Annotated in this window: 14 protein-coding genes and 1 tRNA gene; 10 read left to right on the top strand and 5 right to left on the bottom strand. The window is 44.7% G+C overall.

All coding sequences use genetic code 11. The annotated features are described in order from the left end of the window. Positions 1-203: 203 nt before the first annotated feature. The 4 genes from QUA44_RS09015 to QUA44_RS09000 all read left to right on the top strand — a co-directional run bounded on the left by QUA44_RS09015 (position 204) and on the right by QUA44_RS09000 (position 4,962). The gene (locus QUA44_RS09015; protein ID WP_333251171.1) at positions 204-2,762 is read left to right on the top strand and encodes an ATP-binding protein; all 2,559 of its coding nucleotides are present in this window, start codon (positions 204-206) and stop codon (positions 2,760-2,762) included. Positions 2,763-3,010: 248 nt separating this feature from the next. Further along, positions 3,011-3,910, top strand: a complete 900-nt coding sequence (locus QUA44_RS09010) for a methyltransferase domain-containing protein (protein ID WP_333251173.1) — start codon at positions 3,011-3,013, stop codon at positions 3,908-3,910. Positions 3,911-4,040: 130 nt separating this feature from the next. Beyond that, positions 4,041-4,769 carry an HAD family phosphatase gene (locus QUA44_RS09005; RefSeq protein WP_333251176.1) on the top strand — a complete coding sequence of 243 codons (729 nt, stop codon included), beginning with the start codon at positions 4,041-4,043 and terminating at the stop codon, positions 4,767-4,769. 120 nt (positions 4,770-4,889) lie between these two features. Further along, positions 4,890-4,962 (top strand) — tRNA-Ala (locus QUA44_RS09000). A 68-nt stretch (positions 4,963-5,030) separates the two neighbouring features. Here QUA44_RS09000 and QUA44_RS08995 read toward each other — a convergent pair. The 3 genes from QUA44_RS08995 to QUA44_RS08985 all read right to left on the bottom strand — a co-directional run bounded on the left by QUA44_RS08995 (position 5,031) and on the right by QUA44_RS08985 (position 8,378). Further along, positions 5,031-6,938: an ATP-binding protein gene (locus QUA44_RS08995; protein ID WP_333251178.1), complete on the bottom strand. Its 1,908-nt coding sequence runs from the start codon at positions 6,936-6,938 to the stop codon at positions 5,031-5,033. Between the two features lie 147 nt (positions 6,939-7,085). Continuing rightward, positions 7,086-7,976: a phosphate/phosphite/phosphonate ABC transporter substrate-binding protein gene (locus QUA44_RS08990; RefSeq protein ID WP_333251181.1), complete on the bottom strand. Its 891-nt coding sequence runs from the start codon at positions 7,974-7,976 to the stop codon at positions 7,086-7,088. Positions 7,977-8,213: 237 nt separating this feature from the next. Next, positions 8,214-8,378, bottom strand: coding sequence for a hypothetical protein (locus QUA44_RS08985; RefSeq protein WP_333251182.1), 165 nt, complete (start codon positions 8,376-8,378; stop codon positions 8,214-8,216). A gap of 497 nt (positions 8,379-8,875) precedes the next feature. Between QUA44_RS08985 and urtA the strand changes: the two genes are divergently transcribed. The 6 genes from urtA (at position 8,876) to urtE (ending at position 15,483) form a co-directional block, all read left to right on the top strand. Continuing rightward, complete coding sequence (urtA, locus tag QUA44_RS08980) at positions 8,876-10,195, top strand: urea ABC transporter substrate-binding protein (RefSeq protein WP_333251183.1); 1,320 nt, start codon at positions 8,876-8,878, stop codon at positions 10,193-10,195. Between the two features lie 150 nt (positions 10,196-10,345). Continuing rightward, the gene (locus tag QUA44_RS08975) at positions 10,346-11,500 is read left to right on the top strand and encodes an ABC transporter permease subunit (protein ID WP_333251185.1); all 1,155 of its coding nucleotides are present in this window, start codon (positions 10,346-10,348) and stop codon (positions 11,498-11,500) included. Positions 11,501-11,527: 27 nt separating this feature from the next. Then, a complete protein-coding gene (gene urtC, locus QUA44_RS08970) occupies positions 11,528-12,670 on the top strand; it encodes an urea ABC transporter permease subunit UrtC (RefSeq protein ID WP_333251188.1) in 1,143 nt (380 codons plus the stop codon). A gap of 311 nt (positions 12,671-12,981) precedes the next feature. Continuing rightward, positions 12,982-13,704 carry a TIGR00266 family protein gene (locus QUA44_RS08965; protein ID WP_333251190.1) on the top strand — a complete coding sequence of 241 codons (723 nt, stop codon included), beginning with the start codon at positions 12,982-12,984 and terminating at the stop codon, positions 13,702-13,704. Between the two features lie 135 nt (positions 13,705-13,839). Continuing rightward, positions 13,840-14,586, top strand: a complete 747-nt coding sequence (gene urtD / locus QUA44_RS08960; RefSeq protein WP_333251193.1) for an urea ABC transporter ATP-binding protein UrtD — start codon at positions 13,840-13,842, stop codon at positions 14,584-14,586. 198 nt (positions 14,587-14,784) lie between these two features. Continuing rightward, the gene (gene urtE, locus QUA44_RS08955) at positions 14,785-15,483 is read left to right on the top strand and encodes an urea ABC transporter ATP-binding subunit UrtE (RefSeq protein WP_333251196.1); all 699 of its coding nucleotides are present in this window, start codon (positions 14,785-14,787) and stop codon (positions 15,481-15,483) included. Positions 15,484-15,576: 93 nt separating this feature from the next. Here urtE and QUA44_RS08950 read toward each other — a convergent pair whose 3' ends face one another. Continuing rightward, a complete protein-coding gene (locus QUA44_RS08950) occupies positions 15,577-15,924 on the bottom strand; it encodes a type II toxin-antitoxin system mRNA interferase toxin, RelE/StbE family (protein ID WP_333048285.1) in 348 nt (115 codons plus the stop codon). A 1-nt stretch (position 15,925) separates the two neighbouring features. After that, complete coding sequence (locus QUA44_RS08945; protein ID WP_333251199.1) at positions 15,926-16,180, bottom strand: hypothetical protein; 255 nt, start codon at positions 16,178-16,180, stop codon at positions 15,926-15,928. Positions 16,181-16,185: the final 5 nt, after the last annotated feature.

Below are 16,185 nucleotides of genomic sequence, written 5' to 3'. Positions count from 1 at the left end.
TTATTTACAATTATTTTGTTATACAAACGAGATAGATATTAAAGATATCGTAAAGCACAAACCTCAAATAGGTAAACCGAAGGTCGAAATATAAAATTGATGCCAAAATAGAAGGCGAGCGCCCAACCATAAGAAAAATTGTTTGCAATCCGGAATGTAAGTCATATTATTTTAAATTTTAGATTTTAGATTTTAGATTGCGAATGACTGATGACTACCAAGGTTTGAATCTTGGCTACAGTTGCATTCTTTTCTTAAACTGTCTCACTACTTGCCTGATATTAAGTCTGCCGAATGACGAAGACCGTTTGATGAAGTTGACTCTGAGGGAACATTTGATGATGCAAAACCCAGCAAATCAAGCCGGATCTGTGTCTGCGCCGCCGCCACAAACAAAAAAGCTGCGCCGCTTTTGGCAAAACATCAGCAATTCGGCTCAATCGCGGTGGCAGCAAGCGCACAGTCTTTGGCAGCACAGACGGCAGCGCCGCCATTTGCTGACCCTGATAATTCTGGCCACCACCGCTTTAACCATTAGCACAACTGCTTGCATCAGCTATTTTTTTGTGCGCGGACTAATCCTTGACAATTTAAAGCAAATAGCACTATTAAAACTAGAAAAAGGCACTGACGAAATCGACCGCTGGCTCAGCACTCGCAAAGCAGAAATAGAAACCCTTGCTTACGATCCTACGGTTGGCACTCTCAATTGGAAATTAGTCGAACCCCGGTTGCAAGGAGAAATATACAGATTAAAAGAGTATTTCATCCTGTCATTAACTCAATCGGACGGCTCATTTATCAACACTTTAGGCAACCGCGCGAACAGCAAAGACCGCCAACACTTTCAAAAAGCAATGGCCGGGCAGCTCAACGTTTCCGACCCGCTGATAGGCCGCAGTACCAAAGTTTCTACGATTATTATTTCAGCTCCTATTTGGGCTTTGCCCCCCGCTCCCAATCAAGTAATGGGAGTCCTTTCGGGCAGCATTAAATTAGACCGAGTAACATCTGTCGCTAACACCTTGCTGTACGGTTCCGACAGTTATGCTTTTGCGCTCAATTCACAAGGAGTGCCAATTGTTCATCCCAACAATAACTTAATCGGAAATATCGACCGGGAGGCCCCAAGCTTTTTACAGTCAAAAGACCCCGCACTCTCCACAATTGCGCGGCAGATGATCGATCGCCAGACGAACATCGAACTGGTAAAAATAGATAACAAATGGGTGTATGTAGCCTATGCACCCCTCAAGGAAGTTAACTGGTCGATGGCTTTAGTAATTCCCCGCGAAAATATTGAATCCAAACTACAAGCATTAAATTTGCTGACATCCGTAGTCGCCGGACTGCTCATCCCGGCAATGCTAGCAGCAATTTGGCTAATTTATTCCTCGGAAAACAATCGCGCTCAAGCGGAGCGGGAAGCCATGCTCAACCGGATTGCTGGACGCATTCGCGCTTCCCTGGAATTAGACCAAATCGTGCAAAGTACAGTCGAAGAAATAGTAAGTTTGCTGCACCTAGAACGGGCGGCTTTTGGTTGGTACAAACCGCAAGAAAAAACGTTACAAATTCTGTGGGAATTTTGCCCATCTGATTCTCCGACACAAGCCATAAAGTTTGAGTCTTACTTTCTCGAAAATGTGTTAGTACGGAGTGGTGAAGGCGAACCAATTATTCTTTCGAGCGACACTTGGGCGAAGGGTGTAACTCAACCGCCGGAACTTAAAGCTAATAGCTATTTAGCCGTGCCAGTCCATACTCAAAACCAGCCGCAGGGTTATTTAATTTGCAGCCACGTTACTCATTGGCTTTGGAGCCGGGAGGAAATCCAACTCTTAAAAGCGGTAGCAGACCAATTGGCGATCGCAATTACTCAAGCTCACCTTTACAGTCAAACCCAAGACCAAGTAAAACGACTCAATAGTGCCTTAAATGAACTGAAAAAAACTCAAACTCATTTAGTCCAGAGCGAAAAAATGTCATCATTAGGTCAAATGGTGGCCGGCATAGCGCACGAAATCAACAACCCCGTTAACTTCATTTCGGCTAATTTGCCTCACACCAGCAAATATACTAAAGATTTATTAGAATTGGTGAGTTTATACAAAGAATCCTTCCCAGAGGTTCCCCAGGAAATCGCTGATTTCACCGAAGAAATCGAGTTAGAATTTATCGAGGAAGATTTGCCGCATATATTGGATTCTATGAAAATAGGAACCGAACGCATTCGCAGCATAGTTCTTTCTTTGCGAAACTTTTCTCGCCTCGATGAATCTGACAAAAAGCTAGCGGACATTCACGAAGGTATAGAAAATACCTTGCTGTTGCTCTCCAACCGCATTAAAAATAGAATTTATATAGTCAAAAAATACGGAAAAGTGCCTTCAGTCGAGTGCTATCCCTCTCAGCTCAATCAGGTGTTTATGAACTTGCTGAGTAATGCGATCGATGCCTTGAACGAGATCGATCGCGTGGATAAAATTATTACTATTTCCACGGGAGTAGTTCGTGAACATGGCGGTAAATTTCTGAAAGTGGCGATCGCCGACAACGGGCCCGGCATTCCAGACAGTGTTAAAGACCAAATTTATAACCCATTTTTTACTACTAAAGAGGTAGGCAAAGGCACGGGTTTGGGGTTAGCAATTAGCTACAAAATTGTAGTAGATGGACACGGCGGTAGCATCACAATTTCTAAGCCTCCGGGCGGTGGCACGGAGTTTTTGGTGAAAATTCCTATTAGTAACGGGAAGTAAGACTATTTTAGATTTTAGATTTTAAATTGGGGAAGGACTGATAATACAAGGTTTTGGATATTATCTCTAGTTGCATTATTTTTGGAAACAGGTATCAGGAGGAAGTGGGAATGGAAGCCCACGGATTTTGTAACGGAGGTAAGGGATAGAGGTTCGAGGGAAGATGTTGGAGGGGACAAAAAGTTTTAATTAATGCTAAGTTGACGGGCTTTGGCTAAAATTAGAAGAGTTTTTGTTAAAGGTGTTTTATGGCTGTTGGCAAGGATACAATTTTCGAGCGCTTTTTAGCCCCCCTGATGCGACTGGCGATCGACGAAGAAGCACTGAAACGACTCTACGAAGGTATCGACTGGGAAACAGCGGGCGATCGCTACCGACAACCCAACTTAGTTTATCCCGAATATTACAGCAGCCAAAACTTTCACGGCATTAAAGGCGGCTACCTTAACCCCAGTGCCGCCGTTTCCTACGATCCAATCACGCAATATGTTTTACCTCCCCACGAAACAGTCGTCCGACAAGGCTTAATTGACGCTGTGCGAGTGAAACCGCGCCGAATCATCGATTTGGGATGCGGCACCGGTTCGACAACCCTCATGCTCAAGCAAGCCTTTCCCGAAGCGGAAGTTGTCGGCTTGGACTTGTCGCCTTATATGCTGGTAGTTGCCGACATGAAAGCGCAAAAAGCAGGCTTAAATATTCAGTGGTTGCACGGAAACGCCGAAAGCGTGGCTTTTCCCGATGCCAGCTTCGATTTAGTCGCAGCTTCCTTGCTGTTTCACGAGACGCCACCTGCTGTATCGCGGGCAATTTTGCGAGAAAGCTTCCGACTGCTGAAGGTTGGGGGACAAGTGGCAATTTTGGACGGAAATCAAAAAACTTTGCGGCAGACTGAGTGGCTGGCTGATATCTTTGAGGAGCCTTATATTAAGTCTTACGCGGCTGGCAGCCTCGATGCTTGGGCAGGGGCGGCTGGATTTGCGGCGGTGCAAACTCACGAACACTGGTGGACGAATCAGGTGACGCAGGGCGTGAAACCTTTGCCGGGGGAAGATTTGGAACGGGTGCCGGTGGCGAGGGGGTGGAATTTGGGCGATCGAACTCCTGATTTTGATGGCGATTTACCAGGCATTCCAGCCCCTGCTTGATTTACAGAATCACTGCCGACTGAAAGTCGGGGCTACACAAACAAAGTCCGCCTTCGCGGACTGAATAATAACTAATAACTAATAACTAATAACTAATAACTAATAACTAATAACTAATAACTAATAACTAATGACTCTAAAAGCAGTTTTATTTGATTTTAATGGCGTGATTGTTAATGATGAGCCAATTCACGAGAAAATAATCGATCAATTGATGCTCGATGAAAATCTCCAGCTCAAACGTGGGGAGTTTCGAGAAGTTTGTTTGGGAAGGAGCGATCGCGCTTGCATTACCGAACTGCTCAAGCGCCGGGGGCGATATCTAACAGAAACATATCTCGATCAACTGCTGCAGCGCAAGGCCCAAGCTTACAAAGCTCAAATAGATACTTTGGAGAAACTGCCGATTTATCCCGGTTTGGCAGAATTTATTGACAAAATTCGGGCCGCCGGATTGAAAATGGCCGTAGTTAGTGGGGCAATGCGATCGGATATAGAATTGGTGTTAGATAGGGCCGGTTTGGCAGCAAACTTTGAGTTAATTGTCGCAGGCGACGACTTGAGGGCGAGCAAACCAGAACCCGATGGCTATTTATTGGCTGTGGAACTTCTCAACCAGAAATATCCTGACTTTAACCTGCAACCGATCGAGTGTTTGGCGCTGGAAGATACTTTTGCGGGGATTGAAGCGGCGAAAAAAGTGGGGATTCAGGTAGCGGGGGTGACTCACACTTACCCGTTTCACATGATCCAGCGCCAAGCTAATTGGACGGTGGACTATTTTGCTGATTTAGAGTTGGACAGAGTGGCCCAACTTTGCTCGATCGTCCCCACTGAGCAGGCTGCGGAAAACACTTGACGTTTTTAGCCTTTACGTGCTAGTGTAGGTGACGGTCTGCGAACGTGACAGCAAGCAAGACCTGTAAGCCTTTTAGGTTCGGCAATCCCGCATCTCAAATGCTAAATTAAAACTCAATCAGGGGAATTAGCTCAGTTGGTAGAGCGCTGCGATCGCACCGCAGAGGCCAGCGGTTCGAGTCCGCTATTCTCCATATATCGAATAACAAATTATTGGTCGCCGTTAACACATTAATGTCGTCATAATAGACCATATCTAGCTTCAAGTTTGAGAGGAGGCGGGAAGCGCGATCGCAAACTCTGCTCCCGCTCCCAAAGATGAAATTACCTCTATTTTCCCGCCATGTTTTTCCACAATCTGGTAGCAAATTGCGAGGCCAATACCAGTGCCTTTTCCTGGTTCTTTAGTTGTAAAAAATGGGTCAAATAGCTTGTTTTGGATTGCGAGTGAAATGCCAGGGCCATTATCGCAAATGCGGACCAGAATTTGGCTACTGTCCAACTTTTGCGTCTGAATTAAAATCTGAGGAATTTTACTTTTTTTAGAGTTATCCCCTGACTCTTCTAGTGCATCTATCGCATTTACTATAATATTCATAAATACTTGATTTAGCTGCGCTGGATAACACTCTATTTCTGGCAATTCTCCATAGTTTTTGATAACTTCAATTCCCTGCTTGAGACGACTGTTCAAAATCAATAGTGTATTATCAATGCCTTCATGGATATCAACTAATTTCATTTGAGATTCATCTAATCGAGAGAAGTTTCGCAAAGACAAAACTATTTGCCGGATTCTTTCTGAACCTATTTTCATAGATTCAAGCAGTTTTAGTAAATCCTCTGTGAGAAAGTCGAGTTCTATCTCTGCGATTTCTTCTGCGATCGCCTCTGTGGGTTGCGGGTATTCCTGCTGATAGAGACGAATTAACTTGAGCAAATCTATAATATACTGGTTGGCGTATTCTAGGTTGCCGTGAATAAAGTTAACAGGGTTGTTTATTTCATGGGCTACCCCTGCCACCATCTGCCCTAAACTGGACATTTTTTCGGTTTGAATTAACTGGGTTTGGGTGTGCTTAAGTTGGTGAAGCGCTGCTGTAAGTTCTTCTGTTCTTTTTTCTACTCGCTCTTCCAAATTATGGCGAGCCAGCTCTAATTCATGTGTGTACTCTGCTACCCACTGAACTAATTGATTGATGGATTTTGCTAAAGTTCCTACTTCATCTTCTGTGGTAACAGGTGCTTGCAAATCAAAATTTCCTTGTTGAGTAATAGTTTGAGCAACGCTGGTAACGGCTTGGAGAGGAATGGCGATCGCGCGGCTGGTACAGATGGCTAGAAAAGTAGCGATCGCGATTGATACTAACATACTCACTACGATGATTTCCACTCGCAATTCCTCAGCTCTATTAAAATTAATGTAGGCTTGTCTTTGCTGTGCCTTAGCTACTTCTGTCATCACGCTCAAACTCTCTGACAGTCGCTCAAACTGAACATCGATCTTAACTGCTTTATCCCCTCTGATTAAATCCAATACTTGCTGCTGTGCCTCTTTAACTGCCTCTGGTTTTAGTGAGGAGGGAGCTATTTGTTGCCAAAAAGATTGGATAACTTGAGAGTAGGAATCTGTCGCAGTTGTGTAACCGTTTAACAATTCTTTTAACTCAGCAGAATTCACGGCTAATTTTCTCGAATTTTCTTCACTAAAAAAAGCTACTTCAGCAATTAATTTTTTTACTAAATTAACATTTTTCAAGAAATTAGCAGTTTCATATTCAAACCAGATTGAATCTCCCAAGACAGATATTAGCTGTTTGGGATGTGACTGCACTGCCTGCACGGAATATTCTAAATCCCTGAGCAAATCTTGTTGCTCATTGGCTAAGGTTAGAGCTTGGAAAGCTTGCTTTTGGTAATAGTCTCCACAGATCATTCCCCCTGTGGTTCCTAGTACGGCTATTCCAATTGCTAGGGAGTAGCCATAATTAATTTTTTTGGCTATGCTTAAGCGAGAAATGAAGCGGCTAATTGCAGTCAAGGGAGTTTTTTTGGTAGAATTTTTGATGTCGCGAGATCCTTCAGTGACAGCGGTATTATTTTTTCGTCTATTTAGGGTAAGATTGTTGAACTTTACAGCCCCATTCTCCCCCTGTTCAAATTTCTGCATACTGGCAACCTAAGCTAAAGTTTAACAAGTTTATTAGTAAATGCACATAAATAAAGTCTCTTATTTGTAGTAGGGGCAATATCCCTAGAGTTTATGGATTAAGGGCTAAAGCCCTACTACAAACTCGGCATTAGATAAAATTTAACCCTACAAGACATTCCCCTGACCAATGGCTTTATAAACTTCACGAATCATGTTATAATCACTGTCGTTTGCTGGCACCAGTTTAGCTCCTTGATACTTATCATTAGCTTTCCCAACTAAAATTGCTTCAATTAGCTTATCTTGATTTTCAACCAGGCGATCGCGGATTTTTTCAACAAGAGTATTTGGCAGATTGCTACTAGCAACAAACAAGTCACTAGGTAAGGGTTGCCCGGTCGAAATAATCCGAAAATCTTTGGTCGATAAATCGTCTATTTTGAGTGAATCTTTGTATCTATTCAAACCAATTGCTAAGGCATCAACTTGCTCGTTTTTAAGAGCCTGCAAACCCTTTTTCCCCAACATTGAGATTTTGAAGTCGGATTGGGGATTTAAGCCAGCATCCAGGAGAATTTTAATCGGCCCTAGATGACCCCCTGTTGCCCCAACTTCCCACATAGCTATTGTTTTACCTTTCAATTGTGCCGCTGACTTAATCTCGCTATTGGCACGAACAAGAATAAGTGAGTAATAGTCGGGGCGGGTGATGGCAATGATGGGAACAGCATTTGTCCGAGCCCGCATAATCACATATTCAGAGGGCCCTGTTAGAGCTAATTTTAGCTGACCGGACTGGAGAGCTACGGCTGCTGCTATATAGTTATCTACTGGGAACAATTCAATTTTTTTCTCTAAGACTTCCCCAAGAACAGTCCGAAATACTTGATAATTTTGCTGCAAATCTTCTGCTCCCTTAACATCAGTTACGGCAAACTCAAGGGTTTCTGGTTCACTTACGACTAAATTGGAAGAACTGCGATTAGATTGATTTGCTGTTGTAGAACAGCTTGCTACAAACAATAGGGATAAGCCAACAAAATGCCGCCGCTTCATAATTTTAGGAGTTTTAGTGGCAGGTGAAATTCGATAACTATTATAAGCTATTTAGAATAAGCTTTGATTAAAGTGGTGTTAAGAGAGAGAGAGTGCATCGCCTTGTTTCCCTGGTTTTGGCCCTAGCCGAAATACTTCTTGCAGGGCTTGAATATAATCGGGGCGAAAGTCTCGATCGCCCGAATAATCTAAAACGTTGACGCCAATGTAAACTTAATCGCCATTGAGAGTTTCGACTCAGGCGAAGCCAAAACTTAGAAAAATTGTATTGCGAGCGGCAACGTAGGTGATGGGGATGCTTTCGGAGAGTCGATCGAGGGTGCGATCGCACTTCACAGTCTGGATCTCATGCAACGGTTCCCAAGGGAGCGATCGCCTCAACCGAGATCGGCTCGAGTACAATTCCGTATCACGAGCACGCCTCAAGAGGACTGTGATTGCCTAATCAACATTCTAAGCTGTTTTTTCAAAAAACGACGCTTAATTTGTTAGACCCGGCCGTAATTTTTGCAAGCCCCGTTGTTTAAGAAGCGACACAGAATTTGTGAAAAGTTTAAATAGCGACAACGAGCGTGTTAAAGTCACTGCGGTACTTTTTGGGAATAAAAAGCTGCTACAATTCTTGCCTAGCAAGGAGTTCACCTTATCGTAATCATACGGAATTAATTTATTCAAACGACAAATAATTTGTTATTCGACGATCGGGGTGATTTACACAAGTGCGATCGTACTGCGCTGTGAGAGACCGTACTGTAAATTGTCCTTAAACTTTAATTTCCTTAATAATATTTTTTGTATCCAAACATACAAATATTTTTTAAAGCGAGTCTTAATATCAAATCGCTATGTGTTATTATTCTCAATCATCTGACTCATCTATTCAAGAGTAACAAGAAAAAATGACAAAGCGATTCGATCGGCGGAAATTTCTTTTATACGGTTCTGCTACCCTAACATCCAGTTTATTTCTCAAAGCTTGTAGAACTCCCACTCCCACAGCAACTCCAGCCGCTTCTCCCACATCAACAGGAAGTACACCAGCAGCAGCCGGGGGCGGAAACACGATCAAAGTAGGAATTTTGCATTCCTTGAGCGGCACAATGTCAATCAGCGAAAAAAGCGTTGTCGATGCCGAACAATTAGCGATCGAAGAAATAAATAAAGCTGGGGGTGTCCTCGGAAAACAAATCGAAGCAGTAATAGAAGATGGCAACTCAGACTGGCCGACTTTTGCCGAAAAAGCCAAAAAATTGATCGACCAAGATAAAGTTGTCACCGTCTTCGGCTGCTGGACTTCCGCCAGTCGCAAAGCAGTATTGCCGGTATTTGAAGAAAAAAATCATATGCTCTGGTATCCCGTACAATACGAGGGTCAAGAGTGTTCCAAGAATATCTTTTATACAGGCGCAGCACCAAACCAACAAATCGAACCAGCAGTTGACTGGCTGCTAGAAAATAAAGGCAAAAAGTTCTTCTTAGTCGGGTCTGACTACGTTTTCCCCCGCACGGCAAATACCATTATCAAAGCACAGCTAGCAGCCAAAGGTGGTGAATTAGTTGGGGAAGATTACATTCCTTTGGGCGGGACAGAAGTCACGCCAATTATCACTAAAATTAAGGCAGCTTTGCCAGACGGCGGTGTGATTTTCAATTCCCTCAACGGCGACAGCAACGTAGCATTTTTCAAACAGTTGCAGGGTGCAGGTTTGGGCCCGGACAAATATCCGTCAATGTCTGTCAGTATTGCTGAAGAAGAAGTAAAGGCGATCGGCGTAGAATATCTTAAAGGCCATTACGCCGCCTGGAATTACTTCATGACTGTGGAATCTCCGGCCAATACAAAATTTGTGCAAGCTTTCAAAGCAAAATACGGCAACGATAGAGTGACTAACGACCCGATGGAAGCAGCTTACATCATGGTTTACCTGTGGAAGCAAGCCGTCGAAAAAGCCGGGACAGCCGACGATTTGGAAAAAGTGCGGGCAGCAGCTTTGGGTCAAACCTTTGACGCGCCGGGGGGCACAGTAACGATGGAAGTTAACCATCACCTTTCTAAATTTGTGCGGTTGGGCGAAGTGAGAGACGACGGTTTGTTTAACATCGCTTATGCTACGCCAGGAGCAGTGAAGCCGGTGCCTTGGAATCAGTTTGTCGCTGAAACAAAAGGCTTTTCTTGCGATTGGTCAGACCCCGCAAAAGGCGGCAAATTCAAAGCTTGATCCAAGGTTCGCAGTTGCGCTTGGGCGCTCTCTTAGTTCGCAGTTGCGCTTGGGCGCTGCGGGGCTGGTTTATAAGTTATTTTAATTATAACTAAATCCCAATAAAACCAGCCCCAACCCCAAATATTTGAGCAAAATAGGAGGAAAAAAGTGGCGATAGTGGACGGTTTATTTAACGGCATTAGCATCGGCGCTGTTTTGTTAATTGCAGCTTTGGGATTGGCGATTATTTTCGGGCTGATGGGCGTGATTAATATGGCTCACGGCGAGTTGATGATGCTGGGAGCTTATACAACCTTTGTAGTGCAGAACGTGTTTAAAGGTATCGGAGGATTCGCCTTTGAAACCTATATTCTTTTTGCCTTGCCTTTAGCCTTCTTAGTGGCGGCACTGGTAGGATTAATTCTCGAACGAGGGGTGATCCGCTATCTTTACGGCCGCCCGCTAGAAACTCTGCTGGCAACTTGGGGTGTTAGTTTAATTTTGCAGCAGTTTGTCCGCAGCGTGAGTTGGGTGCTGGTGACAGGAATTGCGGTGTTTTGTTTGCTGTTTTTTGGCGCATTGCAGGTGCTAAAGCGGCGCCCCGATTTCGATCGCATTCGCAGCAAAATTATCGCCATCATTTTGCCTCTGTCTTTGGGTATTTCCTGGGCGGTGAGCGCACTTTTAGGGCAAACTTACCAACTGGTAGTAACTAAACCTTGGTTTGGCGCTCAAAATGTGGACGTAACTGCGCCTGCATGGCTGCGCGGCGGCATCCCGCTGGGCAATTTTCAGTTGCCCTACGCCCGAATTTTTATTATTGTGCTGACAGGAATTTGTTTGGCGGGAATTTACCTATTTTTGCAAAAGTCTGTGTGGGGACTTCGCATTCGCGCTGTGACGCAAAATCGCAGCATGAGCGCGTGTTTGGGCATTCCTACCGAACAAGTAGACGCGCTGACTTTTGCTTTGGGTTCGGGGCTCGCAGGTGTCGCTGGGTGCGCGATTAGTTTAATCGGTTCGGTAGGGTCAAATACCGGACAAAATTATATAGTCGATACCTTTATGGTGGTGGTTGTGGGCGGTGTCGGCAAGATTGTGGGGAGTGTAGTTGCTGCAATGGCGATCGGCACTGCAAATTACCTGATCGGTTCGGGAACCTTAGCAATAATGTTCGCCCCTGTCAAGCCTTTAGCCGACTTTTTCACATTTTTCGCGACAACCAGCATGGCAAAAGTAATGGTATTCGCCTTAATTATGGCTTTTCTGCAAGTGAAGCCGGGAGGGATTTTCCCGCAAAAAGGGCGGACGGTAGAAAATTAATAATTACAACTGCGAGTGTACCGAAAAATGCAGAAAACACATCAAAAACCCTGGCTAAAAGAAGCGGCAATTGTAGGGGCGATCGCCCTCACATTCATTTTCCTGATCCCAGGAATACTCCCCGACGTTCGGCTCAATCAATTAGGGCGATTTTTAGCACTAGCAATTGCCGCCCTCGGCATAGACTTGATTTGGGGATACACAGGTTTACTTAGTTTAGGGCATGGGGTGTTTTTTGCGATCGGCGGCTACGCCTTCGCCATGCACCTAAAACTGCAAATTCCCCCAACCGCCAGCAGTCAATTACCAGAATTTATGAACCTCTACGGAGTCACCGAACTCCCCTGGTTTTGGCAACCATTTAATTCATTTCCCTTCTCAGCAGCAGCAGTAGTTCTCATCCCCGCCATCTTGGGCGCAATCTTGGGTTATTTAGTATTCCGCAATCGAATTCGAGGCGTTTACTTTTCAATTCTCACCCAAGCAGCAACCATAGTATTTTTCAACTTCTTTAACGGCCAGCAAAAACTAATTAACGGAACCAATGGACTCACCGACTTTAAAACCCTGTTCGGAGCCACAGTAAATAGCCGAGATACTCAATATATTTTCTACATTCTCACCATACTATTTCTAGCAGCAACTTATGCCCTCTGCCGCTGGCTGACAAGCGGGCGTTTCGGCCGCTTGCTAGTAGCAATTCGCGACGACGAAGTGCGTCTGCGTTTCTCAGGTTACAATCCCACAGGATACAAAGTTTTAGTCTTTGCAATTTCCGCCGGTCTAGCCGGAATAGCAGGTGCATTATTTACCGTACAAACCGGAATCATTTCGCCAAAAGCAATGGATATTGCCTTTTCCATTGAAATGGTAATCTGGGTCGCAGTGGGAGGTCGCGCCACATTATCGGGAGCAATATTGGGAGCGCTGCTAGTCAACTTTGGCAAGAGTTTCTTGAGCGAAAAATTCCCAGACGTGTGGCTGTTTTTCCAAGGCGCGCTATTCCTAATAGTAGTCACAGTCCTGCCCGACGGCTTAGTCGGATGGCTGCAACATCAAGGTTTCGGCCAAATCCGCAGCTTGTTCAGAAGACCGAAGTACGCATCTACTTACCCCAGCCTGGAACAAGACCCCCAAGTGCAGCTTGAAAAAGAAGAACTTGAACATTGAGTGCAAAAATATCGTGTATATATAAGTAGGCGGACATAAATAAATGTCACCAGGCAGCGAGGAACGAAGTAATCGCCATAGATTTGGGAAAAGCTGCGTTTTTCTCGGAGAATATGCAATATATATGTCCACCTACTTAGGAATGAGAATTAAATAACGTGCAATTTTAATTGTTCTTGTGGAATGGGCGTCTCGCCCGTCTATAAGAGACGGGCGAGACGCCCATCCCACAGGCTTATGCAAATTATTTAATTCACGATCCTTAGATATCCGTAGCAAGTACCTTCGTTCTTTAACTTTAGAGGCCAAATATGGCAGATATTATTGACTACAAAATCTACGGCGACGATTTGCAACTCATCGAAATTGAACTCGACCCTAAAGAAGGGGTGAGGGCTGAAGCTGGAACCATGACATACATGGAAGGCGACATCCAAATGCAAACATCCACAGGCGGCGGCTTATTTCAAGGTTTTAAACGGATGCTGACAGGAGCGGGTTTTTTCATTACCACCTTTGTCAACGCCGGAAATCGCAAGGCCCGCGTCGCTTTTGCCGCCCCTTATCCGGGTAAAGTAATTCCCCTCGATTTAGGAAAACTTGGCGGTAAATTTTTGTGTCAAAAAGACTCATTTCTCTGTGCGGCCAACGGCATTGAAATTGAGGTAGCTTTTACCAAGCGGCTCGGTGCCGGTTTCTTTGGCGGAGAGGGTTTTATTCTGCAAAAATTGCAGGGTGACGGGCTAGCTTTTGTTCATGCGGGAGGAACCATAGTTGAGAAAAATTTGGGGGTTGGCGAAGTGTTGCGAGCGGACACCGGTTGTTTGGTAGCTTTTGCTCCGACTGTAGATTACGATATTCAGTTTGTGGGCGGGTTTAAAAATGCTCTATTTGGTGGCGAAGGCTTGTTTTTAGTCAAGCTAACCGGGCCTGGAAAAGTGTATTTGCAAAGTCTGCCACTCTCGAAGTTAGCTGAGCGAATTATGGCTGCCAGCCCTAGTGCCATCCCGAACAGTCCTAGTAGTTTTACTTGAGAGTAAACTGCCAGCCAAAAGTAGAAACTAGGGTGCCACGGAAGGAGATAAACTCTGCTTAATAAGGAAGGATATTTGCGCTACGCACGTACAAAGTGTATCGGTTGTTGTCCATTAGTGAGTTAATTACTAATTATGAATGGAAAAGTATTAGAAATAGAAAACTTGACTGTTAGTTTTGATGGTTTTAAAGCCATCAACGGTTTAAATTTTAGCATGGATGCCGGCGAACTACGAGTTATCATTGGGCCCAACGGTGCGGGGAAAACAACTTTTCTCGATTCAATTACCGGGAAGGTGCAGCCGACAGAGGGCAGGGTGTTATTTAAGGGACAAAATTTACGCAAGTTGTCGGAAGATAGGATTTCGCGCTTGGGAATTGGCCGCAAGTTTCAGACGCCGCGAGTTTACTTGAATTTAACGCCACGCGAAAATTTGGAATTGTCTTGCAGCCGCCATAAAAATGTTTTTTCGACTTTGTTCAAGCCTGCTTCGGCTGCTGAAAAACGCACGGTTGCGGGTTTGTTAGAAACAATTGGTTTAGTTGCTAAGGCTGATATTTCGGCGGGTTTGCTTTCTCACGGGGAAAAGCAATGGTTGGAAATTGGAATGTTGGTGGCTCAATCTCCTGATTTGTTATTGGTAGATGAACCTGTGGCGGGTTTGACGGATGAGGAAACGATGTTAACTGGAGAGTTGCTGATTTCGCTGGCGGAAAGTCATTCGGTGTTGGTAATTGAACACGATATGGAGTTTGTACGGCAAATTGCGCGGCAGGTGACGGTGTTGCATCAGGGTGCGGTTTTGTGCGAGGGGACTATGGATGAGGTGCAAAATGACGATCGGGTAATTGAGGTATATTTGGGAAAACCTGACAGTTGACAGTTGACAGTTGACAGTTGACAGTTGACATATCATCTTTGGTAAATTAACCACAAGATTTGTAGGGGCGGATTAACCAACAATCTTTCATTCTCACCGACAATCTACAGAAACCCGCCCCGGCGACCAAATTTGAGCGCGGGTAATTCAACGGACACGAGGCAAATTACCAATTACCAATTACCAATTATTAAATATATGTTGCAAGTTTCTAATTTGAATGTTTATTACGGCGAAAGTCACATTTTGCGCGATGTCGATTTAAGCGTAAATGCGGGGCAAATGGTTTGCTTGATCGGCCGCAATGGTGTGGGCAAAACTACTATGCTAAAAACGATTATGGGGTTACTGCAACCGCGCAGTGGTACTATTGCTTTTGGCGGAGAATCTATTGCTTCTAAGTTGACTCACCAGCGGGCTAGATTAGGAATTGGTTATGTGCCTCAAGGGCGTGAAATTATTCCACGTTTGACGGTTAAAGAAAATTTATTGTTAGGTTTGGAAGCGAAACCAACCAAAATCAAAAATCCTGAAGTTCCTGATGAAATTTTTGAGTTATTTCCTGTTTTGAAAACTATGCTCGATCGCCTGGGAGGTGATTTGAGCGGGGGACAGCAGCAGCAGTTAGCTATTGCTAGGGCTTTGATGGGTGAGCCGCAGTTGCTGGTTTTGGATGAGCCTACGGAGGGGATTCAACCATCGATTATTTTAGATATTGAAGCTGCGGTGCGCCGTGTGGTTGCGACTAGGGGAATTTCTGTTTTGTTGGTGGAGCAACATTTGCATTTTGTGCGGCAGGCTGACTGGTATTATGCTATGCAAAAAGGGGGGATTGTAGCTTCTGGAAGCACTAGCGAGTTAAGTGATGAGGTGATTCAGAGGTTTTTGGCTGTTTGAATAGAATTGAAGGAAGGCACGACACGGATTTTGACGATGACAGCGATCGCCTCAAAGAGCAAGAAGGGCAAGCGTTTAGATTTGAAAAATGGCTTATTCGTCTGGGTTCGCTTGGTATTCTGCGATCGCAGTTTGGATTTCCTCGGCGGAGACATTTGCTTGTTCTGATTTCGAGTAAATCAGGTGTAAAACAACTTGAGTCGGTGATTCAACTTGATAAATCAAGCGATAACCGCCGCTCTTACCAACTTGCGAATCACTGTTTTTAGCCCGGACTTTGTAAACGGTGTATTGAGTCCCTGTAATCTGGTTTCCTATGAAGTTTCCTTGGATAAGCTCATCAAGGACTGGCTGAATATCGGTTTGAATTTGGCGATACTTTTTAGCGAGTCCTTTGAGGCGACGTTTGAAGAGTACCGTGAATGTGACTTGGACTGACATATCAGACATTGATACCGTCCCAGAGGTCCGATATGGGAAAGGTTTGTCCCGCTTTGGCTTGGTGGAGGGAGGCTTTCAGATCGGCGAGGATTTGCTCGTTGGAGTCGGTATCTGAGTCAAAATCTGAGTCGAAGTCTGGGGCGAGCGCGGATTGTGTCCGACTGGTCAAAAATTCCAGAAATGCCAGCGTTTGCTCTAAAAGTGGCTCAGGAGTCCGTTCGATCGCTTCGAGAAGGCGTTGTTTAATCGGCGACATAAGAC

This window comes from Microcoleus sp. N9_A2 (genome assembly GCF_036701775.1).
GTDB lineage: Bacteria > Cyanobacteriota > Cyanobacteriia > Cyanobacteriales > Microcoleaceae > Microcoleus.
The sequence above is the reverse complement of the archived record's forward strand: the minus strand, read 5'-3'. Positions and strand labels throughout refer to the sequence as shown.